Below are 16,440 nucleotides of genomic sequence, written 5' to 3'. Positions count from 1 at the left end.
ACTAGGAAAAGATGAAACCTGTCAATCGTTTGGGTCGTAATCGCTCAGGCGTTTGCCGGGTTCATCGGCAAAGACTTCCGGCAGAGGTAAGACGGATTCGATCAGGTCGATACGGAAGACCCGGAAACCCTGACGCAGCTCGCACCAGGCCGTGAGGGTCCAGACGCGGCCCCAATACTCCATGTGCAGCGGGCGGATAGTGCGGTTGGTGAGAACCCCGTCGATTCTGCGATAGGACAAGCGGAGTTTCTGGCGTGATTTGATGGCCGCGCGGATCGGGGCCATATGTGCCAGCCCGCGGGCGGCATCGGCAAAGGGGTAGACTGCGAATTTCCACGTGTCAGCTTCGGCCACAACCTGCGTCGGTAGAACCGCGTCGATTTTGTCAGCCAGCGCGTTGGCGGCGGCTTTAAGTTCCGGGTCGGCAGCTTCCGCCACGATGGCCATGCCAAGGTTCAGCGCCTCAAGCTCGGCTGGGGTCAGGTTCAAAGGGGGCAGAGTAATCTGCTCGCGCACCATGTAGCCTACGCCGCGCTCGCCTTCGACCGGAACACCCGAAGCCACCAGCGTGTCCATGTCGCGATAGATGGTGCGGACCGACACCTCAAGCCGGTCCGCAATGTCCTTCGCACGGTGCAGTTTGCCGTCGCGCAGGATCTGGATGATATCAAATAGGCGATCCGTGCGGCGCATGTCACGCCGCCCAGACTGCGCCTAGGCAGTCATGTTCCATAGCACTTTCTCGTGACGCATCTGAATGCTTTCAGGGTTGATGGCCGCCATCATACCGGCGCAAAAGTCCTGTTGTGGGAATTGTGCGGCGGCGTCCTTGGCCGCCTTCATGTCCGTCCAGATGACATAGTCAGTCCAGCGACCGTCTTCGCCCTGGCTCAACTGGCGGTGGGCAAAGCCCGGTGCGCTGCGCACAAAGGCTTCTGAGGCTTGGCTGAGCTTCACAAACTCTTCCGGTGTAGTGCCATTGGCGAGGGTGAAGGTGACGATTTCAGCAACATGGGTCATTTGGGTCTCCGTTGACCAGGTTTCGATACCGTCTACTTATGCGTACCCAACTGACATAAACCTGTCAGTTGAGAAATACGAGCCCTTAGATTCTTTCAGATCACATCAAATTTTGCCTTCAATCCGCTTCTGATCTCTTTTTACAAAAAGCCTCCGGGCGTAAACACAGAGCCAGTTCATATTCCCGGCGTTCATTCGCGCCGACGAAAAAGGAGAAAAGACATGCTCAACAATATCGGCCTTCCCGGTCTTCTGCTGATCGCCGTTGTGGTTCTGGTTCTGTTTGGTCGCGGCAAGATCAGCTCGCTGATGGGCGAAGTTGGCAAAGGCATCACCGCGTTCAAAAAAGGCGTGAAGGACGGAACGGAAGAGCTGGAACAGGATGCGTCCGAGATCGCCAAGGACGTGACCCCCGAAACCGAGAAAGACAAGGCGTAAGCGCAGATGTTTGATCTGGGCTGGACCGAACTTCTGGTCATCGGCATCGTCGCCCTGATCGTTGTGGGGCCGAAGGACCTGCCGGTGCTGTTCCGCAATGTCGGGCGTTTTGTCGGCAAAGCCCGTGGCATGGCGCGCGAATTCAGCAGCGCCATGAACGAGGCTGCGGATCAGGCTGGCGTGAACGAGATCAAGAAAGGTCTCAACGCCGCCGCGAATCCTGTGGGTTCTGCCGTGGACGGTGTCAAACAAGCCGCGCAGGACATGGCAAAAAGCATCGATCCCACTAAATTCGATCCTGACAGCGAAACCGGCAAACTGGCGGCAGAACGGGCCGAGCAGGCCAAGAAAATTCAGGCCACCACAGCACGTGCCGCTGCCGAGCGCAAAGCCAAGGAAGCCGCCGACGCACTGGCCAAGGCGGAAGAGGCCGAAGCCGCGCTGAATACTGAAAGCAAGACATGAGCAAGACCGACGAGATCGAAGATACCTCGGCGCCCCTGATCGAGCATCTGGCCGAGCTGCGCACACGGTTGATACACTGTGTCGTGGCATTTCTGGTCGGTATGATCATCTGCTTTACCGTGGCCACGCCGCTTTTTAACTTTCTGACAAATCCCCTGTGCGAGGTTCTGACCGAGCGTGGACAGGATTGCGGCCTGATTTTCATCTCGCCGCAGGAAGGTTTTTTTGTGGCTATCAAGGTCTCGTTGCTGGGCGGGTTTATTCTGGCGTTTCCCTATATAGGGATGCAGATGTGGCGCTTTGTGGCGCCTGGTCTCTACAAGTCGGAAAAGAACGCGTTTTTGCCCTTTATGCTGGCCTCGCCCTTCATGTTCCTTCTGGGCGCAAGCTTTGCGTTCTATGTCGTCACGCCACTGGCCTATGATTTCTTTCTTGGGTTTCAGCAGTTCGGCGCCGAAGGTGAAGCCGTAGCAGATGGTGCAACTGCTGCACCCCTGAGCGTTGTTTTCCAGGGCTCAGCACAGGAATACCTGAACCTGACGATCAAGTTCATCGTGGCTTTCGGACTGTGCTTCCAACTGCCGGTTCTTTTGACCCTCATGGGCAAGGCGGGACTGGTCAGCGCCGAAGGGCTGGGTGCCGTGCGCAAATATGCCGTCGTAGGCATTCTGGTTTTAGCGGCCATTGTCACGCCCCCTGACGTGATCACTCAGATCATCCTCTTTGTTGTGGTTTATGGTCTCTACGAAATTTCGATCTTTTTGGTAGCCCGGGTTGAACGGAAGCGAGAAGAACAATTGCGCGCCGACGGCTACTACGACGATGAAGAGGCCGAAGCGGATGAAGACCTTATGCAGGAGTTCGAAGACAAGAAGTAATCTGCTGAGAAAACAACAAAGGCGCGCCACATCTGGGCGCGCCTTTTTCGTTGGTGGGCCTTGTTGCGTCAATCAGAACATGCTTTGAACCCATCAGAATTGACCGGAGGACCCGATGGACGACCAAGCTTTGAACCGCATCGCCGCTGCATTGGAACGCATGGCACCGGCGCCTCTGGCAACGCCGGATTTCAACGCGGCACCGGCTTTTGTCTGGCATGTGGAACCAGAACGTCTGGAACCGGTGGAGCAGGTCAACCGCGTCGATTTGGACTTATTGGTCGGCATCAACCGGTCGCGCGATACCTTGCTCGACAACACACGCCGGTTTGCTGCCGGGTACAAAGCGAACAACGCGTTGTTGTGGGGCGCTCGGGGAATGGGGAAGTCCAGCCTGGTAAAGGCCGTCCACGGCACGCTCAGCACGGATCACCCGGATCTGAAACTTGTAGAGCTACAGCGTGAAGATATGGCTTCAGTCGCGCGCCTGTTGAATCATCTGCGCCCCGCCCCGTACCGGTTCATCCTGTTCTGTGATGACCTGTCGTTCAGTCATGATGACCAGCACTACAAGTCGCTCAAGGCCGTTCTGGATGGAGGCATCGAAGGCCGACCCGAGAACGTGGTGTTCTATGCCACTTCGAACCGCCGTCATCTGATGCCACGGGATATGATCGAAAACGAACGCTCCAGCGCCATCAACCCATCCGAGGCGGTTGAGGAAAAAGTCTCGCTGTCCGACCGTTTCGGTCTTTGGTTGGGTTTCCATCCCTGTGATCAGGACGAATACCTTGCCATGATTGACCGGTATTGCGCGGCCTATGGTGTGTCAGCCGATGCAGATACCCTGCGGGCTGAAGCGATCGAATGGCAAGCTACGCGCGGTTCGCGCTCGGGCCGTGTCGCATGGCAGTTCTTCGTCGATCTGGCCGGGCGCAATGGCGTCCATATCGCCTGATCCCAGCTTCATCTGGCTAAAAATACCTCCGCCGGAGGCATGGCCCGATAGGGCCATTTCCTATAGCAGCGCCAGAATGCGCGCGGCTTCACTTGCCGTGCTGTTCAACGCATCCCGGTCTTCTCCGGGATGAAACCTTGCACGTACAGCGGTGGGCATCGGTGCAGGTTCGACAATTGAAACGCGCGGACCGGTGCGTTCGGTTTCCGCGGCCCAGCTACGGGCCAGAGCCATCTGCGCCGCCTTGGTGGCCCCATAGATGCCATAGAATTTTTCACCAACCTTCGGATCGTCAAAGAACACCGCGTGGCCGTTTTCACCCAGCAGGGGCGTAACGTAGGGAATCAGAACCGAGGTCGCATTGGCGTTGGTGTTAACGGCCTTTGCCCACTCTTTGGGATCAATGAAATGAGCCGGTGTCAGGGCCGAGGTATGGATCGCTGTGTGCAACCAAAGATCCACCTTGCCCCAACGGTCGTGAATTCCTCTGCACAAGGTTGCCATGGCATTTGGATCGGTGATGTCCATAGGGGCCAGCGTTGCCGACCCACCCTTGGCCTTGATCCTGTCGTCCAGCTCTTCCAGCCCGCCGGTGGTGCGGGCAACGGCGACGATATGATATTCGGGCGCCAACGCTTCGGCCAGGGCAGCGCCCAACCCGCGAGAGGCCCCGGTGATAAGGGCGATTTTGGTCTGATCGGTCATGGCTGCGGTTTGAACCCCTGCGCGCGGGGCGTCAAGTCGCGATTAGCTGCCGGGAATGGTGATCCGCTTGGTCTGGCCGCTTTGTCGCAGCATAATGCCATGTTCATCAATCGCAACAACCGTACCCGAAGCAACCCGACTGCCGGTTTTGACCTCTTTTACTCGTCCCGACGAAAGTCGCATGAGGGCCCGCATCTCGGCCTTTGGTCCAAAGACGCCAAGGACCGACACGGAGTTCTTCTTCAACGCGCCCCGCTGGGTGGCCGCGCTTTTGACTGTTGCATTCGACATGATCTGCGGCCTGGACCGTAGCCCAAACCCCTTTTTAGTGAGTGGTGTGGGCCAACTACCAAAACCAAAGCGCAAGCAAAAGCGCATCACACACAGATGTCATCGAGAAAAAAATGCCCTACGAAAAAGCCCCTGAGATCACACGGCATTCACCGCTGAGTTGTGGCAAAAAACCACTCATCGAAACGGCCCGAACTGAATGCTGTCGTCACGTTACCAAAGCGAATCATCCGCCCTTAGCACCGGGGGGTAAAGGTGAACCCGTTTAGCCAGAAGCCAGCTTTGCCGCGTTCCACGACCCGCCGGGCACCTGCATGTCTGCACGCTTCTGGCTGACGCGGCTGCTGTTTTCCAGATTGTCCAGATAATCCTCGCTGACGCTGCCGGTGATATAATTGCCGTCAAAGCACGAACAGTCAAAGGCGTCGATCTCGGGGTTGCCTTCTTTGGCGGCCCAGATCAGGTCATCCAGATGCTGATAGAACAGAGCATCCGCGCCCAGTTCTTCGCGGATCTCCTCGATCTCTTTTCCGTTTGCGATCAACTCGGCCTTAGTCGGCATGTCGATGCCGTAGACATTGGGGTATTTTACCGGGGGCGAGGCGCTTGCGACATAAACTTTCTTGGCACCCGCGTCGCGACACATCTGCACAATTTTTTTGATGGTATTGCCGCGCACGATGGAATCGTCGATCAGCAAAACGCTGTGGCCATCAAATTCCAGCGGAACGGCGTTCAACTTGCGGCGAACGGATTTCTGCCGTTCAGCCTGGCCAGGCATGATGAAGGTGCGCCCGACATAACGGTTTTTCACCAGACCTTCGCGATAGGGGATTCCGGTGATCTTGGCTGCTTCCAATGCCACGGGGCGGGCACTATCCGGTACAGGGATGATCCGGTCGATTTCCAGACCAGACTCCTGAATCTGCTTGGCCAGCGTCTGCCCCATACGCATTTGGGTTTTGTACACCGAAACCCCGTCCAGCAGTGAATCAGGACGGGCGAGGTACACGTATTCAAAGATACAGGGCGTCAGCTTGCCTTCGACGGCCTGGAATTCGTGCATGTTGCCGTCCAGATCGATCAAGATCGCTTCACCCGGGCGCAGATCGCGCAGCTTTTCAAAGCCGTTGATGCCGAAGGCTACGTCTTCTGAGGCAAACGCATAGTCATCGCCCTGGCCATCGACCTCGCGCTTTGCAACCGACAGAGGACGAATCCCAAACGGATCGCGGAAGGCCAGCATCCCGACGCCCGCGACCAGACATATCACGGAATAGGCGCCCTGAACGCGTTCCATCGTCATCTTCACACCTGCAAACAGGTTGCGGATGGGTTCCGCATTGCCGTTTACCTTGATCGCGTCCGCCACCTTGTCGGCCAAGACGTTCAACAGAATCTCGGAGTCTGAGGTGGTGCGCAGATGGCGGCTGTATTTGCCGGTAACCTTCTCGCGCTGCTCGGCAGTGTTGGTAATGTTGCCGTTGTGAACCAGATAGATGCCATAAGGCGCGTTTACAAAGAACGGCTGCGCCTCGGCCGCGCTAAGCGAACCTGCGGTGGGATAACGGACATGGCCCATGCCGACATGGCCCAGAAGGGTTTCGGCGTCCTGAGCATTGAACACGTCCTTGACCAACCCGTTGGCCTTCTTTTCCCGGAAAAACTCGCCATTGAAGGTCACGATCCCCGAGGCATCTTGACCCCGGTGCTGCAGCATAAGCAGCCCGTCATAGATCTCGGCAAACACATCATGTGTCCGGCTTGCGATTCCCAAAATCCCACACATTTACGGGGCTCCAACTTCTATGACGATTTTATCTGAGGACTGACCGCTTTTCGGAGACGGGCCGTCTGCAAAGCGTATGCGGATGTCTTGGTAGCAGGTGAAATTGACGCCAATAGGGCGACTATCATCACGACCAGCGCGCATTCATACAGAAAGAACAAGATCGGTGGCTCCGATTCCGTGGCGGGTTGGCCTCCACATAAAGCCTAATGACCGGGCTGTCATCAAAGGATCACACTCACCTATTGCCGCAGGCGGAAATATTCGCCGGAGTCGTGTTGTGACGAAGGTGATGACATGCACAGACATATATGCTGTCATGCTAAGGAGTATCCGCAAGTTTGGAGTAGTAGAGCACACAGAGGACCCGAATGTGGCAGCATAAGTCTCAACAGAACAAGCAGGAACGCATCAAACAACGGTGTCATCGCTGCCGGGGCATGGGGCGTGCGCCTTGTCAGATCTGCAACGGTGCTGGTGAAGTTGCCAAAGGTCGCGATATTCTGGGTAAACCCATCTTTAGCCGGTGCGATGGCTGTTTCGGACTGAAAACCATCCGATGCACCGTATGTGGTGGCGAAGGTTTCAACTGACCGGCATTAAAAAAGCCCGGACAAATCCGGGCTTTTCGGTGAAATCCAAACGAATGAACGCTTAACCTTCGGCAGGTGCCGTGGTTGCAGGCTGGGCGTTGTCTGCGGTGCAGCTGGCTACCAGCTCTTCATATTGCGCCGTAACCCAGCCCAAAGCGGCTTCGGGATTTTGTTCTTCGATCTGACCGCTGAACTGTTCGAACACCTTGGCCGAGCGGCTTTCGTCAACGATCGTGTAAGATTGGCCGGTCATGACGGTGTCGTAGACAAAGAAAGCGATCGCAACCAGCAGAATGCCCCTTGCGATACCAAAGAACAGACCAAGCGCCTGATCCAGCCCCCCCAAGGCCGAGCGTTGCACCAGTGACGAAAACAACGGCGTGAAAATGCTGACCACGATTAGCGCTACGGCAAAGACTGCAGCAAAGCCGGTGATGACCGAAAGCTCGCAACTGTCGCGTAAGAAATCTCCGACAACGGGGATCTCCTTGACCAGTGGGACGGCCTGTGGGGCAAAGATGAACGCCAGAACGGCCGCTGCGACCCAGCCTGCGATTGCAAGAACCTCGCGCATGAAGCCACGTGAGTAGGCCAATATGCCCGACACCACGATGATCAGGGCGACGACCCCGTCAACTATTGTAAAACCTTCCATGGCCCTCGCCTGTTCGTTTTCTGCCCCTCAGGGCGCGACTTTAACCTGCTCCGAAGGTTTCGCCAACAAACCCAACCAAATCAGAGGGTCGGGTGAGTGACAGACCTGCCACAGTGCCGGTTTTGCCACCTGCCGGAGCAATTGCCGCTGTGAAACCAAGTTTTTGTGCTTCTTTCAACCTGTTTTCTGTCTGCGGGGCAGGTCTAAGTGCCCCAGATAGCGAGATTTCTCCGAAAACGACGGTGTCGGCTGGCAGGGCGGTGTCTTCACGCGCGCTGAGTAACGCAGCGGCAACTGCGAGGTCGGCGGCGGGTTCGGTGACCTTTAGCCCTCCTGCCACGTTTAGATAGACATCGAGGCCTGCAAACGGGATTCCGCAACGCGCCTCGAGCACGGCAAGGATCATGGCCAGCCGCCCGCTGTCCCATCCAACGACCGTGCGTCGGGGCTGGGAATGGGGCGAAGGGGCGACAAGGGCCTGCAATTCGACCAAAACGGGGCGGGTGCCTTCGATGCCTGCAAAGACAGCTGAACCGGGGCTGGGCGTGCCTCGTTCCGACAGGAACAGGGCAGAGGGGTTCGTGACCTGAGCCAGCCCTTTGCCAGTCATCTCGAAGACACCGATCTCGTCTGCCGGGCCAAAGCGGTTCTTGACGGCGCGCAGGATGCGGAATTGGTGGCCGCGCTCGCCTTCGAAATACAGCACCGTGTCGACCATGTGTTCGACCACGCGGGGACCGGCAATCTGGCCCTCTTTCGTAACGTGGCCGACCATTATGATCGAGACACCGTGCCGTTTCGCAAATGTGGTCAGTTCATGTGCTGCGGCCCGGACTTGTGACACCGAGCCCGGCGCGCTGTCCACATTATCGGCCCACATGGTCTGGATCGAGTCGATGATCGCCAGACCGGGCTTTTCAGCCTCAAGCGTCGTAAGGATGTCGCGCAAATTGGTTTCTGCCGCCAGTTGAACTGGCGCGTCCTCCAAACCCAGACGACGCGCACGCATCCGGACCTGAGCGCTGGCTTCTTCGCCCGAGACGTAGATGGTTTTGACACCAGCACGCGCGAACCGGGCAGCAGCCTGCAACAGCAGTGTGGATTTACCGATGCCCGGATCTCCGCCCACAAGAAGGGCAGAGGCCGGGACCAGACCACCGCCCAATACCCGGTCAAGTTCCTCGACCCCGCAAAGGGTGCGGGGCGGCGGGGTTTCCTCGGTCGACAAATCCGTGAGTGCAATGGACTGGCCGCGTTTGCCGCCGAGGGATTTCTTGGTCGGGCCAGCCGAAAGGGGCACGTCTTGAACGATGGTGTTCCATTCGCCGCACGCGTCGCAGCGTCCGGACCATCGCGTATGTGTTGCTCCGCAGGCCGAGCAGGAGAAAGAAGTCGTTTTTGCCATGCGGCCTTTGGTGCCCGAGCTTGGGCGGTTCTTCAAGCCCTTGCGGGCTTTCCTCACCAACGGTGGCGCGCTGCGGCCTCAGGCCCCGAACGGGCCATCGCCCACAGCGGGCGCTGACGCGCCTATTCCGCCGCCCGAGGGGGGGACATCGCAACCACGCTGGACGCCTTTGAGGCGCTGTCTTTGCGTGGTGTTTGCAACTGAGTCGACAGTTCGGGCAACAGCTCGAACAGTTCATCCCGCAAGCGTGCCAATTGCGACTTGGCGATGGTCTCTTCCATTTCCACATCGCGCGTCCATTGGCGCAATTCGTTTTGGATGACCTGAGCCTCTTCCAAACGTTGCTGGAAAAGCTCAATCTCTTGCTGCCGTTGTTGCAGGAACATCTGCGCCCGTTCGACCCGCGCGTCGCCATAGGTTTCGGCCAATTCCTGGCTGATCTGGCTCATTTGTGCAGCCAGTTCCAGAATCTCTGGTTCAAGCGATTGCAGGTCAGGGTGCTGGCGCAGAAACGCCATACGCTCTTTGACCGCGTCGAACTCGGAGGACATCATGAACAGCCCGCCTCGGTCAGCGGCATGGGCCATCTGATACGCGTTCGCGATGTCATGCATATCGAGGGCAAATTTGCGGTGGTTGTTTTCCAGGGCCATCATTCGTGCGTTTGCGGGCAGGTAGAATGCCAGCATTAGAATCAGTGCGGTCAGCCCGATCTGGATGAACATCCCGGCATCCGTCGCCGGTCCGTCGCCGAATCCGGCCTGCATCGAAAGCCAGGGCAACACGCCCGCAGCGGATAACATCGTGGTTGAAACGGCCAGCAGGGCCGCCATGCAAATCAGTAAAAAAGTCAATCTTAAAAAGGCATTCTGACATTGCAATGTGATGTTGTGGAGGGCGGCCATGATCGTCGAACTCCTTTTTCAAACCGGAACACACCGGGCCGAAGCGGAGGAAGATCAAACAACTTAGGGCGATCCGCTGCGGACCCGAATACTACAAATCTTAACTGCTCGAAATATAAAGATGATACTTAGATATGTGTTTTCAATCAATTAGGTCTGAGCTTTTCGTGAACCAGATGTCATCTCTGTAATATGACCCAGTGCGATGGATGCCAGAATACAGGCCGTGAACAGATAAAGACCCCATGCGGTCTCAACGGTGGCGTAAGAGATGCCCTTGGCCAATGTGATGTAAAGCGCGATCAGAAAAATGTCGGCCATGGCCAGTTTGCCGAGGATATTCAGCGCGGGTTGGACGCGGGCATCCAGCAGGTTCCATTGGATCAGCGCGGTGCCGATGGTTTTGATGTACGGCGCGAAGAGGGCGAAGACGGTGACGATCAGTGCGAGGAAGATGTCGGATTTCCACAAGGACTGGAGCCCGGTGATGACGCTGATTTCGCTGAGGCCGAAGATCGGCAGGAACCCCGCGCGCATCAGCGGAGCGAACCACGCGATGGGGTAGAGGATCAGGAGCGAGAGGGTGGCGAGGCGGAGGGTCATTCTCTTACTATTTGTCAAATAAGAAGGAATAAACAGATCAGAAAACAAGCGACGTCCAGATTTAAACGTGAACTATCCCATTTGCGTAAATAGTCTCTGCGCCTGTACAGCCCGACCACGAGGAAGAGTGAACCAATAATAAAGTTAGGTAAGAGCAGTTCTGTAGTTTGAGACCAGAAAATGACAACGAGCGTGAGAGAGAAAAGAATTAAGAAGGCTGACCAAGCAAAAACAGCTCTCTTGAGGCTAGATTTGTCCTTAGGCTTAACACTGACAGCTTTTATTTTCTCAGGCCGTTCGAGTGTCGCGGTATTGGATGACCATAAGCTTTTGTAAGCTGGCTTGGTGCCTTTTGCTATAGAGCCAACGGTTTCGGCGACAACAAGGCTGCCTACATAGTAGATGCCTAAATCTCTGACAAAGTTAGAGGTTTCAAGCAGAGTCACTTCGCCGTTCACCGAACCGCCTCAATCGGCCCCTCCGCACTGCCACTAATGAACTGCTCGACATAAGGATCACCCGAGGCATCCATCTGCCCGACGGGACCGGTCCATTGGATGACGCCTCCGTGCAGCATAGCGACGTTGTCGGCAATCGCGCGGACCGAGCTCATGTCATGGGTGATGGTCATCGCGGTGGCGCCCATCTCGGTCACGATTTCTCGGATCAGGTCATTGATGACGCCGGACATGATCGGGTCAAGGCCGGTGGTGGGTTCGTCGAAAAAGATGATCTCGGGCTCGGCGGCGATAGCACGGGCAAGGCCCACACGTTTTTGCATCCCCCCTGACAGCTCGGCCGGAAAACGGTCGGCCACGTCGGACTTCAGGCCCACGCGCCGCAGTTTTTCGATAGCGATTTCGCGCGCTTCCTCGGTCGGACGTTTCAGAGAACCACGCAGCAGGCGGAAGGCAACGTTTTGCCAGACGGTCAGTGAATCAAACAGGGCGGCCCCCTGAAACAGCATCCCGAACCGGGCCAGAAACGCGTCGCGGTCGCCTTTGCTGGCGTCTTTTCCGTCCACATAAATCATGCCGCTGTCGGGGTGGATCAGGCCAAGGATACATTTCAGCGCAACCGATTTCCCGGTGCCCGACCCGCCGATGATAACCATCGAAGTGCCCTTGGGGATCTCAAGGTTAAGACCTTGCAATACGTGGTTGTCGCCAAAGGCTTTATGTACGTTCTCCATCCGGATCATAGCGAGAAGAATACCCCTGTGAGAACGAAGTTTGCGGCCAGGATCAGCACGGCTGCGGCCTCGACCGAGCCTTTGGTGGCGCGGCCCACGCCCTGTGCACCGCGACCGGAATTCATACCGTAATAGCACCCCATGATGGCGGCGATCAGGCCGAAGACTGCGCCTTTGACCAAAGACGAGACGATGTCGCGGGCTTCAAGGAAATCGACCGTGTTCTTCAGATAGGCCGCCGGATTAAAGCCCAGATTTTGAGTGGCAACCGTGTAGCCTCCGGCAATGCCGATGATATCGCCCACTGCGACCAGTGCGGGCACGGTGATCAGCGCAGCCAACACGCGTGGAGCGGTCAGGTATTTCATCGGATGGGTCGACAGCGTGACAAGCGCGTCGATCTGTTCGGTCACTTTCATCGTGGCGATCTCTGCAGCGATGGAAGAAGTTACGCGGGCAGCAATCATCAGGCCGACCAGCACCGGGCCAAGCTCTCGCACCATACCGATGGCGACGATCTGAGGCACCACCGCTTCGGCGTTGAAACGCGCGCCGCCGGCGTAGATTTGCAACGCCAGCGCGCCGCCGGTGAAGATAGCGGTCAGGCCGACCACGGGCAGGGAAAGCCAACCGATATTAAGCAAGGCCATTCCGAACTCGCGCGGATAGAAAGGCGGGCGCAGGATATGCGAGATGGCATCCAGCGCAAACAGGGCCACCCGGCCAAAGGCTGCCATCAGGCTCAGTACAGCCCGGCCCAGCCCCCCAAGCGCGGAAATTGGGTTCATTCCACGTAGCCCCGCGAATAGCGATTGCCGAGAGATGTCAGTATTTCGTAACCGATTGTTCCGGCAGCTTCAGCCAGATCGTCGACAGTCTGGTGGCCGTTGAGAATGCGCAGGCGTTCCGGGTCGTTCGGCAAGTCGGTAACATCCACCGTGATCAGGTCCATCGAGATACGGCCGACCACCGGGCAAGGCTGGTTTCCGGCAAAAGTGTCAATCCCTCCGCCGATGGCACGATGCAGGCCATCAGCATAGCCCGCCGCGACGGTCGCGATACGTGACGGGCGGCGTGCGACCCAGCTGTTGCCGTAGCCGACGGTTTCGCCCACCTCTAGTTGGCGTACCTGAATGACGGGCAGATCGACGGTGACAACCGGCTTGGCCCCAGCAAACGGCAGACCGCCATAAAGGCCGATACCCGGGCGGCAGAAATCGAAATGGAACTCTGGCCCCAGTAAGGTGCCTCCGGTTGCGGCCAGCGAACGCGGGGCAGTGATGCCGTCGGTCATCTCGCGGAAGGTCTTAAGCTGCTGATGGTTCATCGGGTGATCCGGCTCGTCCGAACAGGCCAGATGAGACATGACCACCGCCGGGTTCAAGGCCTCAGCCTTTGGGCGCAATTCGGCCCAGTCTGCGGGCTCCAGCCCCAGACGGTTCATGCCGCTGTCCAGTTGAATGCCGAATGTGTGGTCAGGGAGTGCTTGCAGGTGACGCTGGAACTGTTCGGCCGAGTTGATCAGAGGCGTCAGGTCGTGCGCGCGCAGCAGATCCGTGTCGCCTTCCATATGCCCAGAAAAGACACCGATCATCGGGCCAGGTCCCACGGCCTCGCGCACGGCAGCACCTTCCTCGGCGGCGGCAACAAAGAATTTGCGAACGCCTTCTTCGGCCAGCGTGTCACTGACAGGCCCGACACCCAGCCCATAGGCATCGGCCTTGACCACGGCTCCGGTTTCAACCCCGGTCTTCGCATCAAGCGCGCGCCAGTTGCTGGCCAGCGCATGAAGATTGATCGTCAAACGTGCAGTACTCATGGCACTGTTCATGACATCGCGCTGTCCAAGGTCAAGAGGGAATGGTGCTTTTCTGATGCGTATTCCGTTGCACGATGTTGCCAATCATCAGATGGCGCCGAAAACCATGACGTTTTAGCGGTTTTTCGCTGTGAATGGTTCGCTTTGCGATTGTTTTCACATTGGTGTTAAAGCGATCTTGCGAGAATGATCGTTCCATCATTGTTCAGTCAATGACAAAGCAGCGAGAATTGAGGAAGTCATGAAGTTTTCGACCGGGTTGGCTGATAGCCCCTTCAATGTGGCCCAGTTTTTCGAGGATGTTTTTGCGGCGTCTGAAGGCACGGATGAAGGCGTGGTCATTGGTGCCTTTGTGCAAGACCTGATCGACAGCACGCCATCAAAGGACCTGTTGGTCTGCACCGCGCATAGCGAAAGCCAACTGCTGGGCTGTGCCATCTTTTCGCGCATCATGTTTCCGCAGGACGCGCGTTGCGTATTCATCCTGTCGCCCATGGCGGTTAGGACAGACAATCAAAAGACTGGCGTGGGGCAGGCATTGATCTCTTACGGGTTGGACTGCCTGCGCGCAGCTGGTGTGGATGTGGCGCTGACCTATGGCGATCCCGGGTACTATTGCAAAACCGGCTTTGGTCAGATCTCTGAGACAACCGCGCAACCGCCGCTGGCGCTGAGCCATCCGCACGGATGGCTGGGGCAGTCATTGGATGGTCAGGATCTGACACCGCTGAAAGGCCCGTCGCGCTGCGTGCCCGCATTGAACAATCCATCGCTTTGGTGAGGGGAATCGTGCGGTACGCGAAAGGACCTGTCGCCAGTTCAGAGAATAATCGAGCATTGTCTTGTTGTTGTGAACATGGCGCGCCACCAGCTTCTTTTGCGGCCGTTGTCTGGGGATATGGCCGGCCATAATCCGCAGCGCCGGCGGCGATGCAGACCTGTTGCTGTGGAAGCTTTGTTCAGCGGTTCTAACACAGCGTGGCTGATGCGCCATCGCTTCGGCCGGAGGAACAGGAAAAGTCAGAGACCGCCTGTTCAGTAGCCTTCGATCTCGCCACCCTGCTGCCAGGGTTTGACCAGATTGCCAAAGCGTGTGAATTGGGCTTCGAACGAAAGCTCGACGGTGCCAATGGGACCGTGGCGTTGCTTGCCGACAATGACCTCGGCCTTGCCGTGCAGGCGTTCCATCGCCTGCTTCCACTCTTCCATCTTTTCCAGCTCGTGATCACCGGGCTTTTCGCGTTCCTTGTAGTATTCCTCGCGGAACACAAACATCACCACATCGGCATCCTGCTCGATCGAGCCCGATTCCCGCAGGTCGGACAGTTGCGGGCGTTTATCGTCGCGGTTTTCGACCTGACGGCTCAGCTGTGACAGGGCGATGACCGGGATATTCAGTTCTTTGGCGATGGCCTTCATACCCATCGAAATCTCGGCAATCTCGTTCACGCGGTTGTCGGACATACCTCGGCAAAGCTGCAGATAGTCGATCACCAGAAGGTCCAGACCATGCGTCCGCTTGAGCCGACGCGCACGGGCGGCAAGCTGCGAGATCGGCAGTGCCGGGGTGTCATCGATGAACAGGGGGCAGGCTTCCAATTCCTTGGCCGCGTCCACGAAGCGGCGGAACTCGGCCTCGGTCATATCGCCTTGACGGATCTTGTGCGAGGAAATCTCGGACGCTTCGGCCAGCACACGGCCCGCCAACTGCTCGGCGCTCATCTCAAGTGAGAAGAACCCGACCACACCACCGTCAATCGCGCCTTCCGAGCCATCCGGCTTCTGTCCGCGTTTGTAGGCTTTGGCCACGTTGAACGCTACGTTCGTCGCCAGCGAGGTTTTCCCCATCGACGGACGCCCGGCCAGAATGATCAGGTCAGAGGGGTGCAGGCCCCCAAGCTGTTTGTCCAAGTCGGCCAGACCGGTGGAAATCCCCGCCATTCCACCACCGCGCTGGTACGCTTCATTGGTGACGTTGACGGCTTCTGTGACCGCCTTCAGGAAGGATTGAAAACCTTGTTCGGTCTGGCCCTGCTCGGATAGCTGATAGAGCTGCTGCTCGGCCTCGACGATTTGTTCTTTTGGCTCACTGCTGACTTCGACCCGCGCTGCCTTGTCTGAAATGTCGCGGCCAAGTCGGATCAACTCGCGCCGAATGGCGAGGTCATAGATCATCTGGGCATAGTCATGCACAGCAAAGGCGCTGATCGAGGCACCGGCAAGCTTGACCAAATAGGCCGGGCCGCCCAGCTCCTTCAAGCCTTCATCTTCGCCCATGAAGGATTTCAGTGTGACCGGTGAGGCCAGCGCGTTTTTAGCGATGCGGGCGGCGGCGACTTCATAAATCCGGGCATGAACCGGATCATAGAAATGCTCGGCCCCGATGATCGAGGCGACCCGGTCATAGAGGTCGTTATTGGTCAGGATCGCGCCCAGAAGCTGCTGTTCAGCCTCAATGGAATGCGGCATGGTTTCTGCGTTTTGAATCTGTGCCGCTGCTTGCTCGATACTGCTGATCTCGTTCATTGCTGCTCTCACCGTCCCTTGGGACATGGTCCATAGCTTAGCCCTGCGAGTCGGGGCAAATTGTATGTTTTCTGGGGATATGCTGTGAATATCTCCGGGCCCCATCATCTTGAAGCATGACGGGGCTGTACGTCAACATGTAGTGCGAATTAAGTCCGCGGACCTGCTACTGTTTCCGCTCAGAAAATTGATTTCGCG

19 protein-coding genes are annotated in these 16,440 nt (G+C 57.4%); 5 read left to right on the top strand and 14 right to left on the bottom strand.

Going from position 1 to position 16,440, the window contains the following annotated elements; genetic code table 11:
• Nucleotides 1-21: 21 nt before the first annotated feature.
• Nucleotides 22-693 (bottom strand): YafY family protein, encoded by a 672-nt coding sequence (locus GS632_RS05975; protein WP_171179907.1) that lies wholly within the window; start codon nucleotides 691-693, stop codon nucleotides 22-24.
• A gap of 21 nt (nucleotides 694-714) precedes the next feature.
• Complete coding sequence (locus GS632_RS05970; protein WP_171237699.1) at nucleotides 715-1,020, bottom strand: hypothetical protein; 306 nt, start codon at nucleotides 1,018-1,020, stop codon at nucleotides 715-717.
• Nucleotides 1,021-1,242: 222 nt separating this feature from the next.
• On the opposite strand from GS632_RS05970, the gene GS632_RS05965 reads away from it, so the two are divergent.
• The 4 genes from GS632_RS05965 to GS632_RS05950 all read left to right on the top strand — a co-directional run bounded on the left by GS632_RS05965 (nucleotide 1,243) and on the right by GS632_RS05950 (nucleotide 3,759).
• The gene (locus GS632_RS05965) at nucleotides 1,243-1,458 is read left to right on the top strand and encodes a twin-arginine translocase TatA/TatE family subunit (protein WP_171179912.1); all 216 of its coding nucleotides are present in this window, start codon (nucleotides 1,243-1,245) and stop codon (nucleotides 1,456-1,458) included.
• Nucleotides 1,459-1,464: 6 nt separating this feature from the next.
• Nucleotides 1,465-1,923, top strand: coding sequence for a Sec-independent protein translocase protein TatB (gene tatB / locus GS632_RS05960; RefSeq protein WP_171179914.1), 459 nt, complete (start codon nucleotides 1,465-1,467; stop codon nucleotides 1,921-1,923).
• Entirely contained in the window at nucleotides 1,920-2,801 is an 882-nt protein-coding gene (gene tatC / locus GS632_RS05955; protein ID WP_171234397.1) for a twin-arginine translocase subunit TatC, read from the top strand. The genes tatB and tatC overlap by 4 nt, the downstream gene beginning before the upstream one ends.
• Before the next feature lie 115 nt (nucleotides 2,802-2,916).
• Nucleotides 2,917-3,759, top strand: a complete 843-nt coding sequence (locus GS632_RS05950; RefSeq protein WP_171179918.1) for an ATP-binding protein — start codon at nucleotides 2,917-2,919, stop codon at nucleotides 3,757-3,759.
• 60 nt (nucleotides 3,760-3,819) lie between these two features.
• Here the strand turns inward: GS632_RS05950 and GS632_RS05945 are convergent, their stop codons facing one another.
• From GS632_RS05945 to alr, 11 genes are all read right to left on the bottom strand, one after another.
• Nucleotides 3,820-4,464 (bottom strand): SDR family oxidoreductase, encoded by a 645-nt coding sequence (locus GS632_RS05945; RefSeq protein ID WP_171179920.1) that lies wholly within the window; start codon nucleotides 4,462-4,464, stop codon nucleotides 3,820-3,822.
• A gap of 42 nt (nucleotides 4,465-4,506) precedes the next feature.
• Complete coding sequence (locus GS632_RS05940) at nucleotides 4,507-4,755, bottom strand: hypothetical protein (protein WP_171234395.1); 249 nt, start codon at nucleotides 4,753-4,755, stop codon at nucleotides 4,507-4,509.
• A gap of 265 nt (nucleotides 4,756-5,020) precedes the next feature.
• Nucleotides 5,021-6,544, bottom strand: a complete 1,524-nt coding sequence (gene purF / locus GS632_RS05935) for an amidophosphoribosyltransferase (RefSeq protein WP_171179924.1) — start codon at nucleotides 6,542-6,544, stop codon at nucleotides 5,021-5,023.
• A 654-nt stretch (nucleotides 6,545-7,198) separates the two neighbouring features.
• Nucleotides 7,199-7,792, bottom strand: coding sequence for a CvpA family protein (locus tag GS632_RS05930; protein ID WP_171237697.1), 594 nt, complete (start codon nucleotides 7,790-7,792; stop codon nucleotides 7,199-7,201).
• A gap of 40 nt (nucleotides 7,793-7,832) precedes the next feature.
• A complete protein-coding gene (radA, locus tag GS632_RS05925; RefSeq protein ID WP_171179928.1) occupies nucleotides 7,833-9,197 on the bottom strand; it encodes a DNA repair protein RadA in 1,365 nt (454 codons plus the stop codon).
• 122 nt (nucleotides 9,198-9,319) lie between these two features.
• The gene (locus tag GS632_RS05920) at nucleotides 9,320-10,102 is read right to left on the bottom strand and encodes a DNA repair protein (RefSeq protein WP_171179931.1); all 783 of its coding nucleotides are present in this window, start codon (nucleotides 10,100-10,102) and stop codon (nucleotides 9,320-9,322) included.
• 150 nt (nucleotides 10,103-10,252) lie between these two features.
• A complete protein-coding gene (locus tag GS632_RS05915; protein ID WP_171721454.1) occupies nucleotides 10,253-10,705 on the bottom strand; it encodes a paraquat-inducible protein A in 453 nt (150 codons plus the stop codon).
• Nucleotides 10,706-10,719: 14 nt separating this feature from the next.
• Nucleotides 10,720-11,163: a hypothetical protein gene (locus GS632_RS05910; protein WP_171721453.1), complete on the bottom strand. Its 444-nt coding sequence runs from the start codon at nucleotides 11,161-11,163 to the stop codon at nucleotides 10,720-10,722.
• Nucleotides 11,160-11,906: an ABC transporter ATP-binding protein gene (locus GS632_RS05905; RefSeq protein ID WP_171237694.1), complete on the bottom strand. Its 747-nt coding sequence runs from the start codon at nucleotides 11,904-11,906 to the stop codon at nucleotides 11,160-11,162. Before GS632_RS05905 ends, GS632_RS05910 begins: the two co-directional genes overlap by 4 nt.
• Nucleotides 11,903-12,685 carry an ABC transporter permease gene (locus GS632_RS05900; protein ID WP_171179939.1) on the bottom strand — a complete coding sequence of 261 codons (783 nt, stop codon included), beginning with the start codon at nucleotides 12,683-12,685 and terminating at the stop codon, nucleotides 11,903-11,905. The genes GS632_RS05905 and GS632_RS05900 overlap by 4 nt, the downstream gene beginning before the upstream one ends.
• A complete protein-coding gene (alr, locus tag GS632_RS05895) occupies nucleotides 12,682-13,716 on the bottom strand; it encodes an alanine racemase (protein ID WP_171237693.1) in 1,035 nt (344 codons plus the stop codon). The genes GS632_RS05900 and alr overlap by 4 nt, the downstream gene beginning before the upstream one ends.
• Before the next feature lie 241 nt (nucleotides 13,717-13,957).
• Between alr and GS632_RS05890 the strand changes: the two genes are divergently transcribed.
• On the top strand, nucleotides 13,958-14,497 hold the full coding sequence (locus GS632_RS05890) for a GNAT family N-acetyltransferase (RefSeq protein ID WP_171179944.1): 540 nt from the start codon (nucleotides 13,958-13,960) through the stop codon (nucleotides 14,495-14,497).
• A gap of 254 nt (nucleotides 14,498-14,751) precedes the next feature.
• Here GS632_RS05890 and GS632_RS05885 read toward each other — a convergent pair whose 3' ends face one another.
• Nucleotides 14,752-16,242, bottom strand: a complete 1,491-nt coding sequence (locus GS632_RS05885) for a replicative DNA helicase (RefSeq protein ID WP_171179946.1) — start codon at nucleotides 16,240-16,242, stop codon at nucleotides 14,752-14,754.
• Nucleotides 16,243-16,440: the final 198 nt, after the last annotated feature.

The sequence above is a fragment of the Ruegeria sp. HKCCD7296 genome, assembly GCF_013110775.1.
Taxonomy (GTDB): Bacteria; Pseudomonadota; Alphaproteobacteria; order Rhodobacterales; family Rhodobacteraceae; genus Ruegeria.
Note: the sequence above shows the minus strand (reverse complement) of the source record. Positions and strands in the feature narration are given on the sequence as shown.